Source organism: Actinoplanes rectilineatus (genome assembly GCF_000962825.1).
GTDB classification, from domain to species: domain Bacteria; phylum Actinomycetota; class Actinomycetes; order Mycobacteriales; family Micromonosporaceae; genus Actinoplanes; species Actinoplanes rectilineatus.
This window is the reverse complement of sequence record NZ_JZKF01000012.1, coordinates 86,109-109,049: the sequence shown is the minus strand read 5'-3', so window position 1 is coordinate 109,049 and position 22,941 is coordinate 86,109. Positions and strand designations below refer to the sequence as shown.

At 71.4% G+C, this 22,941-nt stretch carries 23 protein-coding genes; 11 read left to right on the top strand and 12 right to left on the bottom strand.

Annotation, left to right across the window (positions count from 1 at the left end; all coding sequences use genetic code 11):
- Positions 1-82: 82 nt before the first annotated feature.
- Complete coding sequence (locus WH85_RS12300; RefSeq protein ID WP_052720367.1) at positions 83-1,612, top strand: MFS transporter; 1,530 nt, start codon at positions 83-85, stop codon at positions 1,610-1,612.
- Between the two features lie 56 nt (positions 1,613-1,668).
- Here the strand turns inward: WH85_RS12300 and WH85_RS12295 are convergent, their stop codons facing one another.
- On the bottom strand, positions 1,669-2,292 hold the full coding sequence (locus WH85_RS12295) for an NAD(P)-dependent oxidoreductase (RefSeq protein WP_045741926.1): 624 nt from the start codon (positions 2,290-2,292) through the stop codon (positions 1,669-1,671).
- Between the two features lie 378 nt (positions 2,293-2,670).
- Between WH85_RS12295 and WH85_RS12290 the strand changes: the two genes are divergently transcribed.
- Entirely contained in the window at positions 2,671-3,579 is a 909-nt protein-coding gene (locus tag WH85_RS12290; RefSeq protein ID WP_045741925.1) for a phosphatase PAP2 family protein, read from the top strand.
- Between the two features lie 10 nt (positions 3,580-3,589).
- On the opposite strand, the gene WH85_RS12285 is transcribed toward WH85_RS12290, so the two are convergent.
- From WH85_RS12285 to WH85_RS12260, 6 genes are all read right to left on the bottom strand, one after another.
- A complete protein-coding gene (locus tag WH85_RS12285; protein ID WP_045741924.1) occupies positions 3,590-4,864 on the bottom strand; it encodes a flavin-containing monooxygenase in 1,275 nt (424 codons plus the stop codon).
- A 16-nt stretch (positions 4,865-4,880) separates the two neighbouring features.
- Complete coding sequence (locus tag WH85_RS12280) at positions 4,881-5,528, bottom strand: amino acid ABC transporter permease (RefSeq protein ID WP_045741923.1); 648 nt, start codon at positions 5,526-5,528, stop codon at positions 4,881-4,883.
- A complete protein-coding gene (locus WH85_RS12275) occupies positions 5,528-6,169 on the bottom strand; it encodes an amino acid ABC transporter permease (RefSeq protein ID WP_045741922.1) in 642 nt (213 codons plus the stop codon). Before WH85_RS12275 ends, WH85_RS12280 begins: the two co-directional genes overlap by 1 nt.
- A 1-nt stretch (position 6,170) precedes the next feature.
- The gene (locus tag WH85_RS12270) at positions 6,171-6,956 is read right to left on the bottom strand and encodes an amino acid ABC transporter ATP-binding protein (protein WP_045741921.1); all 786 of its coding nucleotides are present in this window, start codon (positions 6,954-6,956) and stop codon (positions 6,171-6,173) included.
- A 62-nt stretch (positions 6,957-7,018) separates the two neighbouring features.
- A complete protein-coding gene (locus WH85_RS46930) occupies positions 7,019-7,888 on the bottom strand; it encodes a substrate-binding periplasmic protein (protein WP_052720365.1) in 870 nt (289 codons plus the stop codon).
- Between the two features lie 48 nt (positions 7,889-7,936).
- Positions 7,937-8,653, bottom strand: a complete 717-nt coding sequence (locus tag WH85_RS12260) for an SDR family NAD(P)-dependent oxidoreductase (RefSeq protein ID WP_045741920.1) — start codon at positions 8,651-8,653, stop codon at positions 7,937-7,939.
- Positions 8,654-8,777: 124 nt separating this feature from the next.
- Here WH85_RS12260 and WH85_RS12255 point away from each other — a divergent pair, with 124 nt between their 5' ends.
- The 3 genes from WH85_RS12255 to WH85_RS12245 all read left to right on the top strand — a co-directional run bounded on the left by WH85_RS12255 (position 8,778) and on the right by WH85_RS12245 (position 12,057).
- The gene (locus WH85_RS12255; RefSeq protein WP_045741919.1) at positions 8,778-9,728 is read left to right on the top strand and encodes a LysR family transcriptional regulator; all 951 of its coding nucleotides are present in this window, start codon (positions 8,778-8,780) and stop codon (positions 9,726-9,728) included.
- A gap of 182 nt (positions 9,729-9,910) precedes the next feature.
- Positions 9,911-11,161, top strand: a complete 1,251-nt coding sequence (locus WH85_RS12250) for a phospholipase D-like domain-containing protein (RefSeq protein WP_211275344.1) — start codon at positions 9,911-9,913, stop codon at positions 11,159-11,161.
- Positions 11,162-11,289: 128 nt separating this feature from the next.
- Positions 11,290-12,057, top strand: coding sequence for an SDR family NAD(P)-dependent oxidoreductase (locus tag WH85_RS12245; RefSeq protein WP_045741918.1), 768 nt, complete (start codon positions 11,290-11,292; stop codon positions 12,055-12,057).
- Positions 12,058-12,128: 71 nt separating this feature from the next.
- Here the strand turns inward: WH85_RS12245 and WH85_RS12240 are convergent, their stop codons facing one another.
- Entirely contained in the window at positions 12,129-12,530 is a 402-nt protein-coding gene (locus WH85_RS12240; protein WP_045741917.1) for a hypothetical protein, read from the bottom strand.
- A 73-nt stretch (positions 12,531-12,603) separates the two neighbouring features.
- On the opposite strand from WH85_RS12240, the gene WH85_RS12235 reads away from it, so the two are divergent.
- Entirely contained in the window at positions 12,604-13,074 is a 471-nt protein-coding gene (locus WH85_RS12235; RefSeq protein ID WP_045741916.1) for a MarR family winged helix-turn-helix transcriptional regulator, read from the top strand.
- A gap of 54 nt (positions 13,075-13,128) precedes the next feature.
- On the opposite strand, the gene WH85_RS12230 is transcribed toward WH85_RS12235, so the two are convergent.
- The 4 genes from WH85_RS12230 to WH85_RS12215 form a co-directional block, all read right to left on the bottom strand.
- A complete protein-coding gene (locus WH85_RS12230) occupies positions 13,129-15,216 on the bottom strand; it encodes an iron ABC transporter permease (protein ID WP_045741915.1) in 2,088 nt (695 codons plus the stop codon).
- Positions 15,213-16,271 carry an ABC transporter substrate-binding protein gene (locus WH85_RS12225; protein ID WP_045741914.1) on the bottom strand — a complete coding sequence of 353 codons (1,059 nt, stop codon included), beginning with the start codon at positions 16,269-16,271 and terminating at the stop codon, positions 15,213-15,215. The genes WH85_RS12230 and WH85_RS12225 overlap by 4 nt, the downstream gene beginning before the upstream one ends.
- A complete protein-coding gene (locus WH85_RS12220) occupies positions 16,268-17,101 on the bottom strand; it encodes an ABC transporter ATP-binding protein (RefSeq protein ID WP_045741913.1) in 834 nt (277 codons plus the stop codon). The genes WH85_RS12225 and WH85_RS12220 overlap by 4 nt, the downstream gene beginning before the upstream one ends.
- 76 nt (positions 17,102-17,177) lie before the next feature.
- Positions 17,178-18,023: a helix-turn-helix domain-containing protein gene (locus WH85_RS12215; protein ID WP_045741912.1), complete on the bottom strand. Its 846-nt coding sequence runs from the start codon at positions 18,021-18,023 to the stop codon at positions 17,178-17,180.
- A 216-nt stretch (positions 18,024-18,239) separates the two neighbouring features.
- Between WH85_RS12215 and WH85_RS12210 the strand changes: the two genes are divergently transcribed.
- The 5 genes from WH85_RS12210 to fahA all read left to right on the top strand — a co-directional run bounded on the left by WH85_RS12210 (position 18,240) and on the right by fahA (position 22,914).
- The gene (locus tag WH85_RS12210) at positions 18,240-18,530 is read left to right on the top strand and encodes an ArsR/SmtB family transcription factor (protein WP_045741911.1); all 291 of its coding nucleotides are present in this window, start codon (positions 18,240-18,242) and stop codon (positions 18,528-18,530) included.
- Positions 18,531-18,550: 20 nt separating this feature from the next.
- Complete coding sequence (locus tag WH85_RS12205; protein ID WP_045741977.1) at positions 18,551-19,552, top strand: LLM class flavin-dependent oxidoreductase; 1,002 nt, start codon at positions 18,551-18,553, stop codon at positions 19,550-19,552.
- A gap of 153 nt (positions 19,553-19,705) precedes the next feature.
- The gene (gene hppD / locus WH85_RS12200) at positions 19,706-20,911 is read left to right on the top strand and encodes a 4-hydroxyphenylpyruvate dioxygenase (protein WP_045741910.1); all 1,206 of its coding nucleotides are present in this window, start codon (positions 19,706-19,708) and stop codon (positions 20,909-20,911) included.
- Positions 20,912-20,926: 15 nt separating this feature from the next.
- Positions 20,927-21,703 (top strand): hypothetical protein, encoded by a 777-nt coding sequence (locus WH85_RS12195; protein WP_045741909.1) that lies wholly within the window; start codon positions 20,927-20,929, stop codon positions 21,701-21,703.
- Positions 21,700-22,914, top strand: coding sequence for a fumarylacetoacetase (fahA, locus tag WH85_RS12190; RefSeq protein WP_045741908.1), 1,215 nt, complete (start codon positions 21,700-21,702; stop codon positions 22,912-22,914). Before WH85_RS12195 ends, fahA begins: the two co-directional genes overlap by 4 nt.
- Positions 22,915-22,941: the final 27 nt, after the last annotated feature.

Here is a 22,941-nt window from a genome sequence, read left to right as displayed (position 1 = left end):
CACCCACCTCCGAAAACTAGACACCCGTTGAGATACTGTCGCACGGCTCGAACTCAACGCTTGTCTAGTTTTGGAGATCCCCATGCCGACGCCCTCTCGGCCGGCGCACCTGCAACCCGCAGGTGACGCCGACGGCCCGAGCCACCCGGCGGGCCGTCCCGCGCTCGCGCTGATCGTCATCGCCGCCGCCCAGCTGATGGTGGTGCTGGACGGCACCATCACCAACATCGCCCTGCCGAGCATCCAGAAGGACCTCGAGGTGTCGGCCTCGGCTCTGTCCTGGGTCGTCAACTCCTACGTCCTGGCCTTCGGCGGTCTGCTGCTGCTCGGCGGCCGGGCCGGTGACCTGTTCGGTCGGCGGCGGATGTTCCGCCTCGGCCTCGCGGTGTTCTCTCTGGCCTCGCTGCTCGGCGGCCTGGCCCCCGACGCCGGCCTCCTCGTCGCCGCCCGGGTACTGCAAGGATTCGGCGCGGCGGTCGTCGCCCCGACCGCGCTGTCGCTCATCGCCACGACCTTCGCCGAGGGCGCGGCCCGTAACCGGGCCATGGGTGTCTACGCCGCGATGGCCGGTCTCGGCTCGACGGTCGGACTGCTTCTCGGCGGTGTGCTCACCGACTATCTGAGCTGGCGCTGGGTCATGTTCGTCAACGTTCCGATCGGCCTCGCCGTCCTGGCCGGCACCCGGCTGCTGGCCAGTGGTGAGAAGCTGCACGGCGAGCTGGACGTGCGCGGCGCGATCACGGGCACCGGCGGCCTGACCGCCCTGGTCTACGCCATCACCCAGGGCGGCGACCGGGGCTGGGGCGACGACGTCACCCTCGGCATGTTCGCCATCGCCGCGGTTCTGCTGATCACGTTCCTGCGCACCCAGGTCCGTACCCGGCATCCGCTGTTGCCGCTGCGGCTGTTGCGCAACCGCAGCCGGGCCGGCTCCTACGCCACGATGCTGTTCATCGGCGCGGCCATGTTCGCCACCTTCTACTTCCTGTCGCTCTACATGCAGCAGGTCAAGGGCTACAGTCCGGTCCGCGCCGGCTTCGCCTACCTGCCGTTCAGCCTCGGCATGGGCATCGCGGCCGGGCTCGGATCCCGTCTGGCCGGGCGCTTTCCCCCGCGTCTGATCGCCGGGCCCGGCCTCACGATCGCCGCCGTCGGCATGCTCTGGTTCAGCCGGCTCGAACCGTCCTCGTCCTACACCGGTCACCTGATGCCGGCCATGTTCGTCACCGCCCTCGGCCTCGGCGCCGGGTTCCTGCCGATGACGCTCGGTGTGATGGCGGGAGTCGATCATGAGGTCACGGGTATCGCCTCCGCCCTGCTCAACACCGCCCAGCAGATCGGCGGGGCCATCGGCCTGGCCGTTCTGGCCACCGTGTCCACCGCCGCCGCCGACACCCGGCTTCCGCACGCCGACGCCGCGCTGTTCCGGGGTATCGCCACCGGCGACGCCGCCCTGCTGCACCGTGCCGCGGATGCCCTCACGCACGGATACACCGTCGCCTTCGCCGCGGCGGCCGGCTTCCTGCTCGCCGGCCTGGCCGTCACCCTCGCGGCGATCAACGCCGGCCGCCAGGGGCCCGCCGCCGGCGCGGGCGCCGCACACCTCGGCTAGGTGTCCGTGGGCGCCCGGAACGTCTCCGCCGGGCGCCCACGGCACTCGACCGCGTGTCAGTAGGTCAGCGTGGGGGTGCGCCTGCTCCAGGACGAACCGTCCAGTTGGTCGAGCAGGAAACCGGCCAGGTCGGCGCGGCTCAGTCGCGAACCGCCGGACGGGTTCCTGCCGTCCTCGGCCCGGAACGTCCCGGTGGCCGGGCCGTCGGTGAGATAGCCCGCCCGGACCAGCGTCCAGTCGAGCCCGCTGGATCGCACGATGTCCTCCATCACGCCCATGTCCCGGTACAGCTCGCGCAGGAAGACCGGGATGGCGAGACGGAACCACCAGGGAAGCCCGGGATCGCGGGGCCGTACGCCACCGGAGGACACGACGATCAGCCGGGGCACCCCGGCGTCCTCCAGCGCGGTGACGACGGCCTGGCCGCCTCGCGAGTAGATGCCGCCGGGGTTGCGGGCGGTGCTGCCGATCGCGGAGATCGCCGCGTCATGTCCGAGGGCGGCCGCCTGCAGTGGCCGGCCTTCCCCGAGTACGTCGGCGGAGTGCAGGGTCAGTCCGGGGTGGGCGGGCAGGCCGTCGAGCCGGCGGGCCACCGCTGTCACCCGGTGTCCTCGATCGAGCGCGCCGGAGACGACGAGACGCCCGGTGCCGCCGCTGGCCCCGAAGACGATCAGCTTCATACACACTCCTCTCTACCTCAGCCGGGTCGTTCGATGAACCGACTGCCCCTAAAATGTAGACAGGCGTTGAGAATTGGTTCCGGGTGGGCCGGGCGTTCCGGCCATGAGACGAGCAGGGGCGTCCACCGGATACCCCTGCTCGTGGTGACGGTCACCGCCGATGGTGCAGCACGGCCGGGACGAGGGTCATGCGGACGCTGAACCCGTCGACGGCGACGCCGGGGACGTCGTTGTCGACCGCGGTCGTGCCGGTGACATATGCCGGCCGCCACGCCGCCGAGTGGATGACGACGATCGAACGCTGAGCGCGGGCCGCCGGTCCGCCTCGGTTACTATGCGCACCTCCCGACCACTAACTTGATCTTGGGGGTGACGCCGATGACCGGCCTGAAACCGACGGAACGACGCGCCGCGCGCCCGGTGACGCCGCTGATCATCGGGGTGCTCGCCGTGCTCGGCACGGCGGCGACCTACCGGGTGTTCGTCGGCACGATCACCGGGCAGTGGGTGGACACCGCCGCGATGCTCGGCGGCGACGTGCAGGATCCCCGGGTGGTGCGGGTGCTCAGCCAGGTGCTGTACGGCACCAGCCTGGGCGGTCTCGTGCTGGTCTGCGTGGTCGCGGCCGCGGTCGGCGTGCTGCGCCGGCAGTTCGGTCTGGCCGCGGCGGCCGCGGTGCTGGTGGTGGGCGCGAACGGGACCACCCAGGTGCTCAAGGGCTGGCTGCCCCGCCCCGAGCTGGACGGTCTGGCGTTCGCCAACTCGTTCCCCAGCGGGCACACCACGGCCGCCGCGTCGGTGGTGTTCGCGCTGGTCCTGGTGTTGCCCGAGGCGGTCCGCGGGGTGGTCGCGCTGATCGGCGCCGGTTACACCGGGGTGATCGCGACCGCCACCGTGTGGGCGCGATGGCACCGGCCCAGCGACACGATCGCGGCCGTGCTGGTCGTGCTGGGCTGGGGAGCGCTGGTGGTCCTGGTGGTCCGGGTGCTGCGGCGTGCGGAGCGGACCCCGGTGAACCGGCTCGGCCGGTTCACCGTGCTGCCACTGGTGGCGGCCGGCACGATCGCGGCGCCGGCCGGGCTGCTGGGCATGACCGTGCTGGCCATGTCCGAGCCGCAGGGCACCCCGACACCGGGGCGGTTCGCCTTCCTCGCCGGGGTGGCGGTCATCGTCGCGGCGGTGGCGGGGGTGTTCCTGCTGTGGCCGTGGCTGGCGTCCGACGTACTCCCGCCGTCACGGCCCGGACCCCGGCGGGGCGAAAGCGTTCCGCAGACCGCCGGGGTGTGACGGGCCGTCGTCAGGCGCGGGCGGCCCTCATCGCGTCGAGTAGGCGCCCGGTGTCGGCCCGCTGTTCGTCCCAGACCGCGCGGACGATGTCGATCCGGTCGTCGGCCTCCTGGAGTTCACCCAGGTAGGCGGCGATGCCGGCGAACCGCTCGGGTTCGGCCTCGTGCAGGGCGATCATCCGCAGCACCAGTTTGGTCTGGACGCCGTACACCGGGATCTGCGGTCCCCGGGGTCCGGTCAGGCCGATGTAGTACAGCTTCTCCAGGCCGTGCGGGACGATGCCGGCGCCGTAGCGCAGCGGGGTGCCGTTGCGGCGGGCGACCAGCGACTCGTCGAGGAAGGGCAGGCTGGACCGGAATCCGGTGGCCCACAGGATCGTCGGGTAGTCGCGCTCGATGCCGTCGGTGAACCGCACGGTCGTGCCCTCGATGCTCGCGATGCCCGGGACGACCCGGACCCGGCCGTGCTGGATCCAGTACAGCAGCAGGTCGTTGACGACGGTGCGGCCCTCGGCCAGGGTGCGGTGCGCGGGGGTGGGCAGGCCGGGGTAGTCGCCGTTGGTGCCGATGGAGACCCGGGCCAGCAGCCGGGCGATCAGGTCCTGCTCCTCCGGGGAGAACTGGCCCATCCAGGGGATCTGCTGCCGGGGTACGCCGAAATAGGTCTTCGGCTGGAAGTAGGTGCCCTCGCGGATGACGATGTCGGCCGCGATCCGGTGGGCGGCGGCATCGGCGGCCAGGTCGCATCCGGAGTTGCCGGCGCCGACCACCAGGACCCGGTCGCCGTCGATGTCGCCGGTGTTGCGGTAACTGCCGGAGTGCAGCTGCCTGCCGGTGTAGTGCTCGGCGATCCCGGGGGTCTTCTGGTCCCAGAGGTGGCCGTTGGCGATGAGCACCCCGTCGTAGTCGATCCGCTCCCCGGTGCCCAGGTGCACGGTCCAGCCGGCCGAGCCGACCGGGCCGTCGGTGGCGATCGGGACGACGGAGACGACCTCCGCGCCGAAGCGGATGAGGTCCTCCTGACCGTGGTGGGCGGCGTAGGAGTGCAGGTAGTCACGGACCTGGTCGCGGCTCGGGAAGTGCGGGTACGACGACGGCATCGGGAAGCCCTCGTAGCCGGTCGTGTCCCGGGAGGTGATCAGGTGCAGGGCGTCGTAGTCGGTGTTCCAGTGACCACCGACCCGGTCCGACTTCTCGTAGCAGTCGACCTGGTGGCCGGCCTCGCGCAACTGCTGGAGGGCGGAGATGCCGGCGGCTCCGGCACCGATGACGCAGTAGCGGGTCATGGGGGGTGTTCCCTTCTCAGGAGAGGTAGCCGCGGGACAGGCGGCGTTCGGCGTGGACGGAGAGCCAGGTCGCGGGGATCGCGATGACGGCGTAGAGCAGGCCGGTGATCGCGTACACCTCCAGGTAGCGGAAGGTGACCGCACCGGCCTGGTAGGCCTGGCCCATCAGCTCGTTCACTGAGATCGAGTAGGCCAGGGAGGTGGTCTGGAAGGACTGGACGGCCAGGCCCATCAGGGCGGGGATCGCCGAGCGCAGGCCCTGCGGCAGGATCACCCGGCCGAAGGCGGTGGCCCGGCCCAGGCCGAGCGCCTGGGCGGCCTCGCGCTGGCCGGCGGGCACCGAGCGGATCCCGGCCCGGATCGTCTCCGAGGAGTACGCCGCCGCGGTGACGGTGAGCCCGATCGCGGCCGCCGGGAAACTGTCGAAGAGCAGGCCGACCGCGGGTAGCCCGTAGTAGACGATGTAGAGCACGACCAGGGCCGGGATGCCGCGGCCGATCTCCACCAGGGTCACCGTCGGCCAGCGCACCCAGGGGTTCGCCGATGAGACGCCGAGGGCGAGGAGCAGTCCGAGCGCGTACCCGCAGACCACCGAGATGACGGTGAGTTGCAGACTGACCAGCAGGCCGTCACCGAGCCGGGGGAGATAGTCGCCCAGTTCCATCAGAGACTCCGGGACAGTCGGGCGTCGAGGACGCGGGCGGCGATCGCGAGCGGGACGCTGATGGCGATGTAGACGCCGGCGGCCACGAAGAACGGGGTGAGCCCGGCGGTGCCGACGTTCTGCCGGGAGAAGGCGGTGGCCTGGGCGGTCATCTCCAGCACGCCGACGGTCGACGCGAGGGACGAGTCCTTCAGCAGCATCAGCAGGTACGTGGTGACCGACGGCAGTGCGGTGCGCAGCGCCTGCGGGGCGAGCACGCGCAGGAAGGTGGTGGTGCGGCCCAGGCCGAGCGCCTGGGCGGCCTCGCGCTGGCCCTTCGGCACGACGGCGAAGCCGCCGCGGTACATCTCCGCGAGGTACGCGCTGGCCACCACGCCGAGGCCGAGGATCGCCGCGCCCAGCGAGTCGAGCCGGTAGTCCCCGACGGCCAGGCCGAAGTACAGCAGGAACAGCCACACGATGGTGGGGACGCCGCGGAGCAGGTCGACGGCGAACCGGAACACCAGGCGCACCGGGGTGTGCCGGGAACGCAGGCCGAGCACGAGCGGGATGCCGCCGACGGCGCCGATCGCGAAGGCGGCGGCGGTGACCAGCAGGGTCAGCGGCAGGCCGATCAGGACGGCGGACAGTGCCTCCGCCATGTCAGCGCTCCAGCACGGCGCTGAGGAAACGCCGGGTGCGTTCCTGGGCGGGCTCGGCCATGATCGCGGCGGGGTCGCCCTCCTCGATGATCTTCCCGTCGGCCATCACCACGAGGTGGTCGGAGACGTCCCGGGCGAACTGCATCTCGTGCGTCACCACGATCATCGTCATGCCGTCGTGGGCCAGTTCACGCATGACGGCGAGGACCTCGACGCCGACCTCCGGGTCCAGGGCGCTGGTCGGCTCGTCGAAGAGCATCGCCCGGGGCTCCAGCGCGAGGGCCCGGACGATCGCGATCCGCTGCTGCTGGCCGCCGGAGCAACGCTGCGGGTGCTGGTGCGCCTTGTCCTTGAGCCCGACCCGGTCGAGCAGGGCCAGGGCCCGCGCCTCGGCCTCCTCCCGGCCGCGGCCGAGGACCTTGCGCTGCGGCAGCACGACGTTCTGCAGCACGGACAGGTTCGGGAACAGGTTGAACGACTGGAAGACCATGCCGACCTGGCGGCGCAGGGCCAGCAGATCCCTCTCGGAGATCTTCTTTCCCGCGTGTACGGTCCGCGAGCCCACCGTGATCGTGCCGGCGTCCGGGGTCTCCAGCAGGTTGACGCAGCGCAGCAGGGTGCTCTTGCCCGAGCCGGACGGCCCGATCAGGGCGGTCACGCCGCCCGGCCGGACGGTGACGGAGATGTCGTCGAGCACCAGGTGGGAGCCGTAGCTCTTGGCCAGGTTCGCGATGGTGACGCCGGCGGTGGCGGCCTCGCCCGCCGGCGTGAACAGGGATTCGGTCATGGCGTGGTCCCTCGGGTCGGTCCGGCCGCCGGGTACGGGCGTACCCGGCGGCCGGGCTGGCTTCAGCGGAGCGACGTGGCCGCCGCGTCGGCGGGCACCACCAGGTCGGCGGCGAGGCCGTACTCGCCGGCGACGGTGACGAGCGTGCCGTCGGTGCGGTAGCCGTCGATGAGCGTGCTCAGCGCGTCGGAGAGGGCCTTGTTGTTCTTGTCGATCGGGAACGCCGAGATGGGCTTGTCGGTGGTGATCGCGATCCGGGTGTCGGCCTGCGACTGCTTGACCTGGAAGTCGGTGCCCCGGTACGCCTCGACGGCGACGCCGTACCCGTCGAGCGCGGCCTGGATGCGGCCGGCCTGCAGGTCCTGCTTCATCTCGGCGGTGCTCGGATAGGTCTTGAGCTTGTCGCCGAGGACCTTGGTCATGTCGTCCTGCCAGGAGAAGCCGGTGCCGGAGCCGACGGCGCCGATCGTCTCCAGCCCGGCGACCGTGTCGACCCCGGTCTTCGAGATGATCGCCATCTGGTCGTAGTAGGTGGGCGTGGTGAAGCCGACCTGCTGGGCGCGGGCCTCGGTCACGTACCAGCCGCCGGTGATGAGGTCGGTGCGCTTCTGGTTGTTGATCATCGCGATGCCGTTGGCGTAGGTGATCGGCACCCAGGCGACCGCCAGGCACTCGGCCGCGGCCAGCTTCTTCACGATGTCGATCTCCATGCCGGAGGCCTCGGCGCCGGTGAGCTTGGTGTACGGCGGGTTCTCCGGGACCCCGACGGTCAGGGTGCCCGCGGTGAAGGTGGTCAGCCCGGCGGTCTGCGGGGTGCAGTCCGCGGCCGGCGCGGCGGTGGTCGACGACGTCTTGGTGCAGCCGGTCAGGGCGAGGGCCGCGACACCGGTGAGGGCGGCGACGCGAACGGCGGTGCGGGAGAAATCAACCATGGTGGGAGTCGCTTCCTGGTTAGGGCGTGCTGGTCGGGGAGGTTCCGGTCAGCGCATCGCGGCGCCGCCGGAGAGCATGAGGGTCTCGCCGGTGATGAAGGCCGCGTGCTCGCCGACCGAGAGCAGCCACACCCACTCGGCGATCTCCTCGGGCTGGGCGACCCGGCCGAGCGGGATCGAGGCGGCGGCGGCGTCCATCCGGCCGGTGGCGGCGTTGCCCGGGGTGGCGACCCAGCCGGGTGCGATCCCGTTGACCCGGATCCGTGCCGGGGCCAGCTCCAGCGCGAGGGACTTGGTGAGCATGACGACCGCGGCCTTCGACGCGCCGTAGAGCAGCTGCCCGGGTGAGACGGTGAAGGCGTCGGTGGAGGCGAAGTTGACGACGGAGGAGCCCTCGCGGAGGCGGCCGCGGACGGCGGCGGTGACGTTCAGGACGCCGAGGACGTTGATGTCGAAGATCCGGCGGTACGTCGCCTCGTCGTAGGTGTCGAGGGTGGTGGGCGGGTAGACGCCGGCGATGTTGGCGACCACCTCGACCGCGCGGTCCGGCCCGAGTGCGGCGTCCAGGGCGGTGGTGAGGGCATCGCGGTCCCGGACGTCGGCGACGACCGGGATCAGCGTGCCGGGGGAGCCCGCCGGGGCGGTGGACGCGACGAGGTCGACGGCGACGACCGTCCAGCCCCGGCGCAGGAACGCCTCCACGGTGCTGCGGCCCATGCCGCTGGCCGCACCCGTGACGACGGCGGTACCTGCGGGTGAACTCATCGGCTTCCCCTGACGTTGCGGTGATGTCCTGGCTGCGCACAGCTCACCAAACCGCGCAGACCAAGGGCAAGCCTCAAGATCTTGTGGTAGGTATAGGCTCAGCCTTGAGGAAAGGGGTGCGTCGATGGCCTTGCCCACCGTGCGCCAACTGCAGTACTTCGTCACCGCGGTCCGTCTCGGCACGTTCGCCGCGGCCGCCGCCGACCAGCACGTGGCCCAGCCCAGCCTCTCGGAACAGATCCGTGAGCTGGAGAAGACCCTCGGACTGCCGCTGTTCACGCGCACCTCGCGCAGGCTGCTGCTGACGGACGCCGGAAAACAATTGTTGCCACTCGCGGAAAAGGTGCTGGCCGGAATCGCGGAAATGGCGGAGACGAGCAACCGGATTCAATCCATCGAGCAGGGCACGGTCACTTTCGGCACCTTCAACAGCGCCCATCTCTACCTGTTGACCGACCTGATCCGCGACTTCCGGGCCCAGCATCCCGGCGTCCGGATCCGGGTCATCGGCCTCAACTCCGCCGAGGTCGCCGACCTGGTCCGCGACGGTGAGATCGAGGCCGGCATCGTTCAGCTCCCGATCGACGACCGCGAACTGAACGTGTCTCCGGCGGTCTTCACCGACCAGGTCGTCTACGTCACCAAGACCAGGGAGAACGCCGAGCAGCCGGTCGACATCGCCACCCTCGTCCAGCGGCGGCTCATCCTCTCCGAGGCCCGCTGGTCGCAGGACGATCCGCTGCGGGTCTCGCTGCTGGCCAGGGCGCAGAGCGCCGGCGTCGTCCTGGAGCCCATCGTGGAGGTCGAATTCCAGACCCACGCCCTCGAACTCGCCGCCCAGGGCATCGGCGACTCGCTGGTCTCCTTCCACGTCGGCCATTCGATGATCGCCCGGCGGGGCCTGTTCTGGGTGCCACTCGACCCGCCGGTGGTGGAGACGTTCGCCTTCATCACCCGCCGTTCCGGCGCGATCTCACCGGCCACGGCGGAATTCATCCGGCACGCCCAGGGCATTCTGACCCGCATTCAGGGATCGGCGCCCAACTGGCGACGTGCCGGTGCACACGAGGGGTGATCGCCGGCGTGCGGTGAACGTCCCGGCGCCCGCCTGCCGCCGGGCCGCGCGAGGGTGACGGTCTGAACCCGTGATCGGTTTGTGCCGATCTCCGGGGTCGCTGTGATCATCGGCATTGACGGATGTCCACGATGGATCAATACTTCCCCATGAATTGATCATGAACAACGGGGAGAACCATCGTGCGGCATCGCCATGTCCTCCGGGCCGGAGCAGCTCTGCTCATGGCCGGGATCGCCCTCATCACACCGACCGCGGCGTCCGCTGACGACACCGTGTCGGCGCTCGCCACCGCCGGCACCGCGGCGACGATCGGTGGTTACCCGGTCTGGGCACACTTCAACAACCCGGGCATCGAGAAGGATGGCGTCGCCGACGACACCATCCACCTCGAACTCGAGCGCCTGATCGACGCGGCACCGGCCGGATCGACGATCCAGGGCAGCATCTACTCGCTCACCCTCAACTCGGTCGCGCAGGCACTGGTGGACGCGCAGACCCGGGGCGTCACGGTGCGCGTCGTCCTCGACGGCAAGAACGCGACCACCGGGGCCACGGCTGTCACCACCATCAAGAAGCTGACCAACCACCGGTTCTGTTCGTACGGCACCGGCAACGCCTGCATCAGCACCAGCGCCACCGGTGACATGCACACCAAGATGTTCACCTTCAGCGCCACCACCGACCCGAACGGCGTCGCCCGCACCCAGGTGGCCTGGTTCGGTTCGGCGAACCTGACGACGGCGACCGGCCCGAAGTCGTTCAACAACGCCATCACGGTGTACGGCGACGCGGCGCTGACCGCGGGACTGAACGCGAACTTCACCGACATGTGGAACCAGGCGCACTTCGACGGCAACGACTACTACGACGCCTTCGCACCACGCGGCTACTTCGTGGCGAGCGCGGCGAGCGGATACTCCTCGCCGGAGGCGGAGGGCCAGACGGATTCGATCGTGACCCGCCTCAACGACGTCACGCCGGACGAGAACTGCCGGCTGCGGATCAGCGTGGCCTTCGTGACCGCGGGCCGTCCCGAGCTGCTCGCCCAGATCCTGAAGATGCGTGCCGCCGGCTGCCAGATCTGGATGGTGGCCAGCACCACGGACACCGGCGACATCTGGGTCAACTCGACCGTCTACAACGAGCTGCTCACCGCCGGCGTCAAGATCCGCCGGCAGTACAACGTGCACGACAAGTACTTCGCGCTCTACGGCAAGTTCACCGACACGTACCGGTACCGCATCTACACCGGATCGCAGAACTGGACCGCGGACGCGCTGAGCGGCAACGACGAGCTGTTCGTGAAGATGGCGTGGGAGACGGGCACGACGCACCCGCTCTACACGGCGTACTACAACCACTTCATGGACACCTACAACGAGGGCACCACCTGCACGATCGCGAACTACCCCTGCCGGGAAGTGGTGTAACCGGTCAGCCGAGGCCCTCTTCGCCTCGCGGGCGGCGGGATCGCTGATCCCGCCGCCCCTCCGCATCATCGAATCTCGATGGTGCGGGCCCGCTGCGACGGACGGCCGTGCTGTTAGGGTCCACGCCTGTGGCGAGAATTCTTCTGACCGGGTCGACCGCCGGGATCGGGCGAGCGGCGGCCGTCGCGCTCGTCCAGCAGGGACACGAGGTGATCGTCCACGCGCGCGACGAGCGCCGCGCGGCCGCCTCCGCGGTGCCCGGCGCCGCCGGGGTGGTGACCGGTGACCTGGCCTCGCTGGAACAGACCCGGGCGCTGGCGGCGCAGGCGGCCGCGATCGGCCCGTTCGACACGGTGGTGCTGAACGCGGGCCTGGCCCGCATGACGGCGACCGAGCGGGACCTCACCGAGGACGGCATCGAGTCGACGTTCCAGGTGAACACCCTGTCGGCGTACGCGCTGGCCGCCCTGCTGCCACGCCCCCGCCGGATCGTCCTCACCTCGTCCGCGCTCGCCGGCGACGGCAGGCTCGATCTCGACGACCCGAGCTACGCCCACCGCGCCTTCCACGGGCGTGAGGCCTACGCCACGACGAAACTGCACCTGGTCCTGATCGCCCTCGGCCTCGGCCGGCACTGGCCCGGGACCGACGTGCTCGCCTTCGACCCGGGCTGGGTCGCCACCGCCATGACGGCCCGCAACGGCGACCGTGCCCCGCTCACCCCGGAACACGCCGGTGAGCGCCTCGCCCGTCTCGCCACCGGCGGCACCGTCCCGCCGGACTCCTACGACACCGAGCGTGCCTGGACCCCCGGCCCGTCCGAGCACGACGTCGCGACCCAGGACGCGCTGCTGCGCCTCTGCGCCGCACAGACCGGGATCAGCCTCCCCGCGTGATCGATGCGGGGACCCTGCGGGCGACGCTGCCGGGCGGCTACCGGTTCCGGCGGGGTACGCGGTAAGCACGGTCACCGATGCTCGCGGACCTTGCCCACCGGCCAGCCCACGAAGTCGGCGATCTCCTGATCGGGGGTGGCGGGTGCGAACAGCCACTCCTCGATCGCCGCGCTCAGCGACGGCGGCACGCCCGGTGTCCACGGGTCGGGCGCCGGGACGTCGTCGAACAGGCCGTCGGCGTGGTAGGCCCCGGCGAGCGCCGCGAGCAGCCCGGCCCGTCCGTCGTCGCCGCTCGCGGCCGGCGTGCCGGTGAGCCAGTCGTGCAGCTGCCAGCCGGTGGCCGAGACCATGCCGCCGGTGACGACGCGCCGCCCGCTCCGGATGAGTTCCTCGGCGTACGCCCGGCGGGCCGCGTCGGCGCGGAACGGCGCCTCCAGCAGCAGCCGGACATGCCGCTGGACGACTTCGGTCACGGGCGGAACCTCAACATGTCTAGGGAAACTAGCTACCAGCTCACCTAGTTGCAAGGTGTGATGAAATACAGTCATGCAGGATGACGAGGCGTTCGCCGGACTCGACCCCGTGACCCTGGCCGTCCGCGACATGATCGGCGGCTCGCGGGAACTGGTGGGCCGCATGGCCGTACGGATGAGAATGAACGCCACCGACATGTCAGCCATCGGCGCGCTGGTGCAACACGGGCCGATGGGCGCCACCGACCTGGCCCGCAACCTCGGCATCCGCACCGCCTCGGTGACCCTGCTGATCGACCGCCTCGAACGCGACGGCCACGTCGAACGCACCCGCGACACCACCGACCGCCGCCGGGTCACCGTCACCGAGACGGCGGCCGCCCGGCGCGCCTCGGTCGAGGCCTGGGCCCCGGTCATCCACCGCATCGACGAGGTCTGCGCGGCCCTGTCCACCGCCGACCGCGAGGTCGTCCTGGCCTTCCTCGGCCGCCTCACCGAAGCCGTCGCCGAGGGCGAGGGCCAGGGCACGGGCGAGAAGGGATGAACCACCCCTGCGCCCGGGTGGTGGTGCACGCGATCCCCGGGCGGCGGGTGTCCTTTACGCGGTGCTGCGGGAGCGGTGCAGCAGCCAGACGAAGTACGGGGCTCCGAGCAACGCCATCATCAGCCCCGCAGGGACCTGCGACGGCGCGATCACGGTGCGCCCGAGCGTGTCCGCCACCCCCACGAGCAGGGCACCGAGCAGCATCGCGACCGGGATGATGCGGGCGTGGCGGACGCCGACCAGCGCTCGTGCCAGGTGCGGGGCGACCAGGCCGACGAAGCCGACCACCCCGACGGCGATGACGCTGACGGCCGCCGCGGTGGCCGCGATCGCCAGGAGGACCAGCCGGGTGTGCTCACGGCGTACCCCGAAGATCTGTGGGGTGTCCTCGTCGATCGACAGGAGATCCAGCTGGCGGCGGAGGCCGAGAACCAGCGGGGTCGCCAGCAGGAGCACGACGGCGACCGGGAGCACGTCGGTGAACGTACGGCCGTAGGTGGTGCCGGACAGCCAGGTGAAGATCCGGGGCGTGTCGTACGGATCGGCGCGCAGCAGCAGGAACGTGCTGACGCTGCTGAGGGCGTAGCCGCAGCCGATGCCGATGAGCAGGAAACGGTCGGGGAGGAAGCCGCCGCGCCAGGCGAGCACGGTGATCAGGGCGAAGGTGGCGAGGCCGGTGAGTACGGCGGCCGCGATCAGGGTGGTGCGGCCGCCGGGCAGGCCGGAGGTCACCACGATGACGGCGCCGAGCCCGGCTCCGGCGGTGATGCCGAGGATGCCGGGTTCGGCCAGCGGGTTGCGGACGGTGCCCTGCACGACGGTTCCGGCGAGGGCGAGGGCCGCACCGGCGGTGACCGCGGCGGCGACCCGCGGGGCGCGGTCGTCGAGAGCCCGGGCGATCAGGTCCGGGGCGGTGCCCTGCAGCCAGAGGGTGAGGTCGCCGGTGCGCAGCCACAGGCTGCCGGCCAGCAGGCCGGCGAGCACGGTGGCGGCCAGCAGGACGACGGCGACGATCATGACGATCACGAAGCGGGGGTACGAGCGGACCGGCACGTGAGCGCGTGGCGCCGAACCCCGGTCGCGCAGCCGGAGCGCGAGGATCACGATGACCACGGCGCCCAGCAGCGACGTCGGGATGCCGGTCGGGATCGACGCGGCGGCCTGGGCACCCATGATCGCGCGCAGGGTCACGTCGGCGAGCAGCACCAGGAACGCTCCGGCGAGACCGCAGGCCGGGATCAGGAAACCGTGGCGGCTCAGGACGCCGATGCGGACGGCGGCCAGGCGTACCGCGACGGGCGCGGCCAGGCCGACGAAGGCCAGCGGCCCGGCCAGGGTCACCGAGATGCTGGTCAGCAGGACGGCGCAGAGCACCGCCACGATCCGGGTGGCGCGGACCGGGACGCCGAGGGAGGCGGCCGCGTCGTCGCCCAGCCCGAGGACGTCGAGGCGCCGGGCCAGCAGGACGGCGACGGCGAGGACGGCGACGACGACCGGGGCGGCCCGGGTGGCGGCGTCCAGGTTGAGTTGGGCCAGGGAGCCGCTGCCCCACGCGTACAGGCCGGTGGTGCCCTCCCGGAACAGGATCAGCAGCATCGCGGCGGCCGCGTCGAGGGCCATCGCGACCGCCGAACCGGCCAGGATCAGCCGGGTCGTGGCGGCGCCCGCGCCGGCGCCGGCCAGGCCGAGCACGAGGCCGGCGGCGAGCAGGCCACCGGTGAAGGCCACCGCTCCCGAGGCCACCAGCGGGATCGTGATCCCGAACGCGGCGACCGCGCACAACGCGAAGTAGGAACCGGCGGTGACGGCCAGGGTGTCCGGGGCGGCGAGAGGGTTCCGGGTGACCGACTGGAGCAGGGCCCCGGCGGTGCCGAGCGCCACGCCGACCGCGACACCGGCCAGCAGGCGGGGCAGGCGGGAGCCGGTGAACACGTCACCGACCGGTACGCCGCCGACGGTCTCCCGCGCGCCGAGGGCGTAGCGCAGCAGATCCCCGAAGCCGGCCCCCGAGGTGCCCTGCGTCAGGTGCCACAGTCCGACCGTGAGGACCAGGACGAGCAGGGCGACGATGACGGCCGCCCCGCTCGCGCCGCGGCCGAACCCGACTGCGGGTAGCGGCCGCGGCGCGGGGGTGTCGCTCACTTCGAGGTCAGGATGTCGACGTAGGCGTCGATCGCCTGCTCGTTCGACTTCGGGCCGCCGGCGCCCCAGACACTGTTCGGGAAGGTGTGCGCGCGGCCTTCCTTCACCGCGGGCAGGGCGTTCCAGATCGGGCTCTTGGCCAGCTCGGTGACGTAGTTCTCGGCGGTGCCGTCGTTGGCGTAGAACAGGGTCGCGTCGCCGACGGCGGTGAGGCCCTCGATGTCGGTCTGGGCGAGACCGTAGGAGGCGTCGACGCCGCCGCTGCCGTACGTCGAGTTGATCTCGTCGGTCCAGGCCGAGGTCATGCCGAGCTGCTCGCCGATCTCGGTGAACAGGGCACCCTTGCCGTAGGGCCGGATGACCACGTTGCCGCCCTCGATCCACCCGTCGAAGAACAGGAACTTCGTGGCGGGTACGTTCGCCGCGGCGAGCTTCTGCTTGGCCGCCGCGAAGTGCGCGTCGAAGTCCTTCAGGACCAGGTCCGCGCGTTCGGTGCGGCCGGTGGCCGTACCGATCATGGAGAAGACCTTCTTCATGTTGTCGATCTGCCCGCTCGCGTCGGCGCCGATGGTGGCCAGCACGGGGACGCCGCGCTTCTCCAGCTTGGCCAGCAGTTCGTCGTCGGCCTTGTAGACCTCCATGACGATCAGGTCGGGGTTCGTCGCGTACAGGGCGTCGAGGTCGGGCTCACCACGCTCGCCGGCGCTGGCGACGCCCTCGGGCAGCTTCTCCGCGGTGACGTACTGGGTGTAGCCGTCGGGGCTGGCGACCGCGACCGGGCTGACGCAGAGGGTGAGCAGGTCCTCGGTCTGCTGCCACTCCAGGACGGCGACCCGCTCGGCGGGCTTGGCGAGTTCGACCTTGCGGCCGACACCGTCGGTCATCGACACCGGGCCGGTCGCGGTGGTCGTGGTGTCGTCGGCGCAGGTCTGCGACGCGGGCGCGGACGGGGCGCTGGTGGCCTCGTCGACGTTCGTGGTGCCGCAGGCGGTGAGTGCCATGGCGAACACGGCGAGCGTCGTGGCGCCGGCCGTGCGGCGGTTGACGGAGATCATGCGATCGTCTCTTTCGGTGTGACGTGCGGGGTGCGGGCGGGATGCCGCCCGACGGGGTCGATGCGCAGGCGCCCGGTACGCGGGTCGGTGCCGACCTCGACGCGCAGGCCGTACACCTCGCTGAGGTTCTCGGCGGTGAGCACCTCGAAGGGGTCGCCGGCCGCGTGGATGCGCCCGGCGTGCAGGAGCAGGAGGGTGTCGGCGACCCGGGCGGCGTGGTCGAGGTCGTGCAGCACGATGCCGACCGCGACGCCGTGGTCGTCGGCGAGGTCGCGAACCAGGTCGAGGGTCTCGATCTGGTAGCGCATGTCCAGGTGGTTCGTCGGCTCGTCGAGCAGGACGACGCCGGTCTCCTGGGCCAGGCAGGCGGCGAGCCAGACGCGCTGCATCTCGCCGCCGGAGAGTTCGCCGACCGGCCGTGCGGCCTTGTCCGTCACGCCGGTGACCCGCATGGCCCGCTCGATCGCGGCCCTGTCCGCGGGGGACGTCCCGGCGAAACGGCGCCGGTGCGGGTGGCGCCCGAACGCGACGACCTCACTCACCGTCAGGCCGTGCGGGGCCTGGCGGGACTGGGTGAACAGGGTGACTTCCTTCGCGAACTGGCGCACGGTGAGTGCCGACGCCGGCCTGCCGTCCAGGAGCACGTCACCGCCGGCGACGTGGTGCAGCCGGGCGAAGGCGCGCAGCAGGGTGGACTTGCCGCTGCCGTTCGGGCCGACCAGGGCCGTCACGTGCCCGGGGGTGAGCCCTGCCGAGACGCCGTGGACCACGGTGGTCCGGCCGTAGCGGAGCACCAGCTGGTCGCCGGTCAGGACCGCGGGTGAGGGCATGGATCGGCTCCGTCAGGTAAGGGTTGCCTTGCCTAACGGAGAGTAGTTCAAGATCAAATTGTCGACAATCCCGCGCTCAGGACACCTGATACGGGATTCCGGACAGCGACGCCTTGGTCAGCAGTCCCGGCGTCACCTTCATCACCCGTCGGAACGCGGCGATGAACGTGCTCGGCTGCGAGTAACCGAGCAGCTCGGACACCTCCTGGACCTCGGCGCCCGCGGACAGCAGCGCCAGCGCCTCGTGGATGCGCAACGCCTGCCGCCACTGCGCGAACGACAGCCCGGTCGCCTCCCGGAACGCCCGGGTGATGGTGCGGTCGCTCACTTTCAGGTGTGCGGCCCACTCCGCCAGGCTGCGGTCGTCGGACGGGTCCCGCAGCAGCGCCTCGGCGATCGCGTCGATCCGGCGGTCGCCGGGCAGGTCCAGCGCGAACTGCCGGTCCGCGGCCTCCAGCACGTCGAACACGACCGCCTCGGTCCGGGCGTGTGCCCCCGCGTCGAGATCCTGGTGGGCCAGCCGGACCAGCAGCGACTCCAGCAGCGGGGTGACCGTGATCAGCGTGGGCCCGGCGAACGCGATCGGGGTGCGCTCCGGCACGAAGAAGGCGTCGTGCAGCCGGGCGCCGGCCGTCACCCGGCCCCCGTGGAGGACACCGGCGGGCAGCCAGATGCCGAACCCGGGCGGCACCGTGAAGATCTGATTGCCGATCCGCGAGGTCAGCGTCCCCTCCCGGACCCACACCAGCTCGTGCATCGGATGCCGGTGCGGCGAGAACTCCAGCGCCATCGCGGGCGGATGCGCCTCGGCCATGATCGTCAGTGCGGCCGGGTCGCGGTCCGGTGCCGCCTCGCCCGGCAGGACCACCGTGCCGGGGTCGCGCCGCCAGGTGCCCAGGCTGAGGCCGTCCGCCGCGTTCATCCCGCGAGGGTACGCCCCGCCGTCGCCGACCGCGCCGAGTGCGGTTCGGTCGACGACGACCGCGGATGACGGCCTCTACCGTCCGGTGCTGCCGTCGCGGGCGATGTCGGCGAACAGCCACAATCCGAGGGTGAGGACCGTCATGGCCGGTGGCGGAGCGGTGCCGCGTAGCCTAATTTCGTTATTAAGCGAAATGACGAAAGGCGGTGGGCCGGGGTGCTGGAGGAGTGCAAGGCGCTGTCGAACGAGACGCGCCTGGCGATTCTGGAGTGGCTGAAGGACCCGGCCGCGCACTTCCCCGGGATCGAGGCCGGGGAGGAAGCGGGCGTCTGCGTGGGGCTGATCCAGCAGCGGGTCGGCTGTTCCGCCTCGACCGTCTCGGCGCACCTGGCGATCCTGCAGCGGGCCGGTTTCCTGCAGGCCACCCGGCGCGGGCAGTGGAACTACTACCGCCGCGACGAGGACCGCATCCGCGCTTTCGTCGAACACCTGCAGCACGCTCTGTGAACCCGGAAGGCGGCACCCCGATGTCCCCCGTTCTCTCCCTGCTCGACCTGGCGCCGATCGCCGCCGGGCAGACCGCCCGTGAGAGCCTCGACGCCAGCGTCTCCCTCGCGCAGGCCGCCGAGCGCGCCGGTTACCAGCGGGTCTGGTACGCCGAGCACCACAACATGACCTCCATCGCGTCGTCGGCGACCAGCGTCGTGATCGGGTACGTGGCGGCGCACACCTCGTCGATCACGCTCGGCGCCGGCGGCATCATGCTGCCGAACCACTCGCCGCTGGTGATCGCCGAGCAGTTCGGCACGCTGGAGACGCTGTTCCCGGGCCGGATCGATCTCGGGCTGGGCCGGGCGCCGGGCAGCGACCAGGTGACGATGCGGGCGCTGCGCCGGGACCACTCGTCGGCGGAGTCGTTCCCGCAGGACGTCGTCGAGCTGCAGGGCTACCTGGCCGGCGAGTCGGTGATCCCGGGCGTGCAGGCGGTTCCGCGGGCGGGCCGTCCGGTGCCGCTCTACATCCTCGGGTCGTCGATGTTCGGCGCGCAGCTCGCCGCGAAGCTGGGCCTGCCGTACGCGTTCGCCTCGCACTTCGCGCCGGACCTGCTGCACCAGGCGGTCCAGGTGTACCGCCGCACGTTCCAGCCGTCGGCGCAGCTCGCCGAGCCGTACGTGATCGCCGGCGTGAACGTGGTCGCGGCCGACACCCACGAGGAGGCGGAGGCGCAGAAGACGGCGTCGTACCGGGCGCGGACCCGGGCGTTCATCTCCCGCGGCGCGAACGGGCCGGCCTACACCGACGCCGAGATCGACGCGTTCCTGGCCTCGCCGAACGGGCAGAGCCTGGCCGCGATGACCCGGTACACGGCGGTCGGCACGCCGGAGCAGGTCCGCGACTACCTGACCGATTTCGCCGAGTCGTGCGGTGCCGACGAACTGATCACGGCGCATCACGCGCAGTCGGTGCAGGACCGGATCCGGTCGATCGCGCTGACCGGCGCGGCGATGGAGGTGCCGGTCACCGCCTGACGTCCCGACTGGTCGATCTGTACACCGCCATGCGCGGATGAGCGGACGAGCTGCACAATCTGCCCGGTGAAAACTGGGCTTGTTGTGCAGCTCACTCCCGGTGCCGAATGCTGCGAGGTATCAGCGTCCACCGTTGAAGGGAGTGGCAGCGCCATGTCCGTGCACGACACCCTCACCGACACCGAGCGGCTCGCCGAGCTGGATCTCGCCACCCTCAAGCAACTCGTCGGCCTGGTCGAGTACGACTCGGACCGCGACCCGTTCCCGGTCACCGGCTGGGACGCGATCGTGTGGACGGTCGGCAACGCCACCCAGACGGCGCACTACTTCCAGTCCGCGTACGGCATGGAACTGATCGCCTACGCGGGCCCGGAGACCGGCAACCGGGACCACCTCTCGTACGTGCTGAAGAGCGGCGCGATCCGCTTCGTGATCAACGGCGGGGTGGCCCCGGACAGCCCGCTGATCGCGCACCACGCCCGGCACGGGGACGGCATCGCCGACATCGCCCTGGAGGTGCCGGACGTCGACCGGTGCGTCGCGCACGCCCGCGCGCAGGGTGCCACCGTGCTGGTGGAGCCGCACGACGAGACCGACGAGCACGGCACGGTCCGGATCGCGGCGCTGGCGGCGTACGGCGAGACCCGGCACACGCTGGTCAACCGGGACCGCTACACCGGGCCGTACCTGCCCGGATACGTCGTACGGACCTCGACGCTGCGCCGCCGCCCGGGCGCCCCGAAGCGGATCTTCCAGGCGCTGGACCACGTGGTCGGCAACGTGGAGCTGGGCCGGATGGACGAGTGGGTCGACTTCTACAACCGGGTGCTCGGGTTCACGAACATGGCCGAGTTCATCGGCGACGACATCGCCACCGACTACTCGGCGCTGATGTCCAAGGTCGTCGCGTCCGGCAACCACCGGGTGAAGTTCCCGCTCAACGAGCCGGCCCCGGGGCGTAAGAAGTCGCAGATCGACGAATACCTGGAGTTCTACGGCGGGCCGGGCGCCCAGCATCTGGCCCTGGCCACCAACGACATCCTGCGGTCGGTCGACGCGCTGCGCGACGAGGGCGTCGAGTTCCTGGCCACCCCGGACTCCTACTACGAGGACCCGGAGCTGCGGGCGCGGATCGGCAACGTGCGGGTGCCGATCGCCGAACTCCAGAAGCGCGGCATCCTGGTCGACCGGGACGAGGACGGCTACCTGCTGCAGATCTTCACCAAGCCGACCGGCGACCGGCCGACCGTCTTCTTCGAACTGATCGAACGGCACGGTTCGCTCGGCTTCGGCAAGGGAAACTTCAAGGCGCTGTTCGAGGCGATCGAGCGCGAGCAGGAGAAGCGGGGCAACTTCTAGCGGGGGAGGGAACCGGTGAACCCGCTGTTCCACCAGCTGTTCGACGACGCTGCGATCTTCCCGCCGGGTGACGTGCCGCTGCCGGCGGCGGTCGCGGCGCACCGCGAGCGGGCGGCGTCACCGCTCGCACCGTTGCTCGGCCCGTTCGTCTGCCCGGCCGCCCGCTGGGACGAGCTGGTCGCCGCGGCCGGTGCCGGACCGCCGCTGCGGGTCAGCCTCATCCTGCGGGAACCGGGGGAGCGGATCCCGTCGGCGGCCGGGATCGAGGTGGCCGCGGTAGAGGCCCCGGCCGGCGCCCTCATGCTGGGCCACCACGGGACGCCCTGTCACGCGTACCACGAAATGCCGGTGGGGGAGATCAGCGTGCCGCGCCTCGCGGCCCTGCGTGACGCGGGCGTGCGTCTGAAGATCAGAACCGGTGGGGTACGCGCGGAGGCGTTCCCGCCGGTGTCCTCGCTCGCGGCGGCGATCGTCGCGGCGGTCCGGGCGGACATCGGTTTCAAGTTGACCGCAGGCCTGCACGACCCGATCCGGCACCGCGACCCGATGACCGGTTTTGAACATCACGGCTTCCTCAATGTCATCCTGGCTGTGGCCCGCGCGCTGCAGGGCCACGACGCCGCACAGGCCCTCGCCGACGCCGACGGCGCCCGGGTGGCGACCGCGGTCTCCCGGATCGGCGCCGGCACCGCCGCGGCCGTGCGCCGGCACTTCACCGGCTTCGGCACGTGCAGCATCACCGAGCCGGTCGACGGCCTGATCCGATACGGACTTCTGGAGGACCCACGGTGACCTGGACCGACGTCCGCGCCGACCACCCGTTCGGCATCGCCACCCTGCCCTACGGGGTGTTCGGCACCCCGGACGACCCCCGTCCCCGGACCGGCGTCGCGATCGGCGACCGGATCCTGGACCTGACCGCGGCCACCCGGCAGCTGGCCCCCGATCTCGTCGCCGTGGTCGCCGGACCGTCCCTGGATGCGCTGCTGGCGGCCGGTCCGGCGCAGTGGGCGTCGCTGCGCGCCACGGTGACCGGCTGGCTCACCGACCCGGCCTGGCGCGGCGTCCTCGGCCCGCACCTGGTGCCGGCCGCGCAGGCCCGGATGCACCTGCCGTTCACGGTCGCCGACTACGTCGACTTCTACGCCTCCGAGCACCACGCGACCAACCTGGGCCGGATGTTGCGTCCCGGACAGGAGCCGCTCACCCCGAACTGGCGGCACCTGCCGATCGGGTACCACGGCCGGGCCGGCACGGTGGTGGTCTCCGGCACCGAGGTGACCCGGCCGCACGGTCAGCGGCGCTCCCCGGACGGCGTGATCAGCTTCGGGCCGGCGCAGCGCCTCGACATCGAGGCCGAGCTCGGGTTCGTCGTCGGCCCCGGCTCGCCCCTCGGCCAACCGGTGTCCATGGCCGAATTTGATCAGCACGTGCTGGGTGTGTGCCTGGTCAACGACTGGTCCGCCCGCGACATCCAGGCCTGGGAGTACGTGCCGCTCGGCCCGTTCCTCGGCAAGTCGTTCGCCACCTCGATCTCCCCGTGGGTCGTCCCGCTCGCCGCCCTCGGCGCCGCCCGGGTCCGCCCGCCGGAGCGTGCCGTGCCGCTGCTGCCGTACCTCGACGACACCGCGAGCCCGCCCTGGGGCTTCGACATCCACCTGGAGATCAGCCTCAACGGGCACCCGGTGTCGCACCCGGAGTTCGCCGGCATGTACTGGACCGGCGCGCAGATGCTCGCCCACCTGACCGCCAACGGCGCGTCGCTGCGCACCGGTGACCTCTTCGCCTCCGGCACCGTCAGCGGTGAGCGGCCCGAGCAGCGGGGTTCGCTGATCGAACTGTCCTGGGGCGGGCAGGAGCCGCTCAAGCTGCCGGACGGCTCCACCCGCACGTTCCTCGAGGACGGTGACGAGGTGGTGATCACCGCGACCGCTCCCGGTCCGGGCGGTGCCACCATCGGGTTCGGCGAGGTCCGCGGCCGGATCCGGGCGGCCGTGGACTGAGGCGTCCCGGCGGCTGATCTTGCAACA

Coding starts and splice junctions, on each gene's coding strand:
- WH85_RS12270 (WP_045741921.1), bottom strand. CDS start 6,956: ATGACCGAATCCCTGTTCACGCCGGCGGGCGAGGCCGCCACCGCCGGC.
- WH85_RS12290 (WP_045741925.1), top strand. CDS start 2,671: ATGACCGGCCTGAAACCGACGGAACGACGCGCCGCGCGCCCGGTGACG.
- WH85_RS12225 (WP_045741914.1), bottom strand. CDS start 16,271: ATGATCTCCGTCAACCGCCGCACGGCCGGCGCCACGACGCTCGCCGTG.
- WH85_RS12280 (WP_045741923.1), bottom strand. CDS start 5,528: ATGGAACTGGGCGACTATCTCCCCCGGCTCGGTGACGGCCTGCTGGTC.
- WH85_RS12235 (WP_045741916.1), top strand. CDS start 12,604: ATGCAGGATGACGAGGCGTTCGCCGGACTCGACCCCGTGACCCTGGCC.
- hppD (WP_045741910.1), top strand. CDS start 19,706: ATGTCCGTGCACGACACCCTCACCGACACCGAGCGGCTCGCCGAGCTG.
- WH85_RS12260 (WP_045741920.1), bottom strand. CDS start 8,653: ATGAGTTCACCCGCAGGTACCGCCGTCGTCACGGGTGCGGCCAGCGGC.
- WH85_RS12215 (WP_045741912.1), bottom strand. CDS start 18,023: ATGAACGCGGCGGACGGCCTCAGCCTGGGCACCTGGCGGCGCGACCCC.
- WH85_RS12220 (WP_045741913.1), bottom strand. CDS start 17,101: ATGCCCTCACCCGCGGTCCTGACCGGCGACCAGCTGGTGCTCCGCTAC.
- WH85_RS46930 (WP_052720365.1), bottom strand. CDS start 7,888: ATGGTTGATTTCTCCCGCACCGCCGTTCGCGTCGCCGCCCTCACCGGT.
- WH85_RS12300 (WP_052720367.1), top strand. CDS start 83: ATGCCGACGCCCTCTCGGCCGGCGCACCTGCAACCCGCAGGTGACGCC.
- WH85_RS12275 (WP_045741922.1), bottom strand. CDS start 6,169: ATGGCGGAGGCACTGTCCGCCGTCCTGATCGGCCTGCCGCTGACCCTG.
- WH85_RS12255 (WP_045741919.1), top strand. CDS start 8,778: ATGGCCTTGCCCACCGTGCGCCAACTGCAGTACTTCGTCACCGCGGTC.
- WH85_RS12285 (WP_045741924.1), bottom strand. CDS start 4,864: ATGACCCGCTACTGCGTCATCGGTGCCGGAGCCGCCGGCATCTCCGCC.
- WH85_RS12205 (WP_045741977.1), top strand. CDS start 18,551: ATGTCCCCCGTTCTCTCCCTGCTCGACCTGGCGCCGATCGCCGCCGGG.
- WH85_RS12295 (WP_045741926.1), bottom strand. CDS start 2,292: ATGAAGCTGATCGTCTTCGGGGCCAGCGGCGGCACCGGGCGTCTCGTC.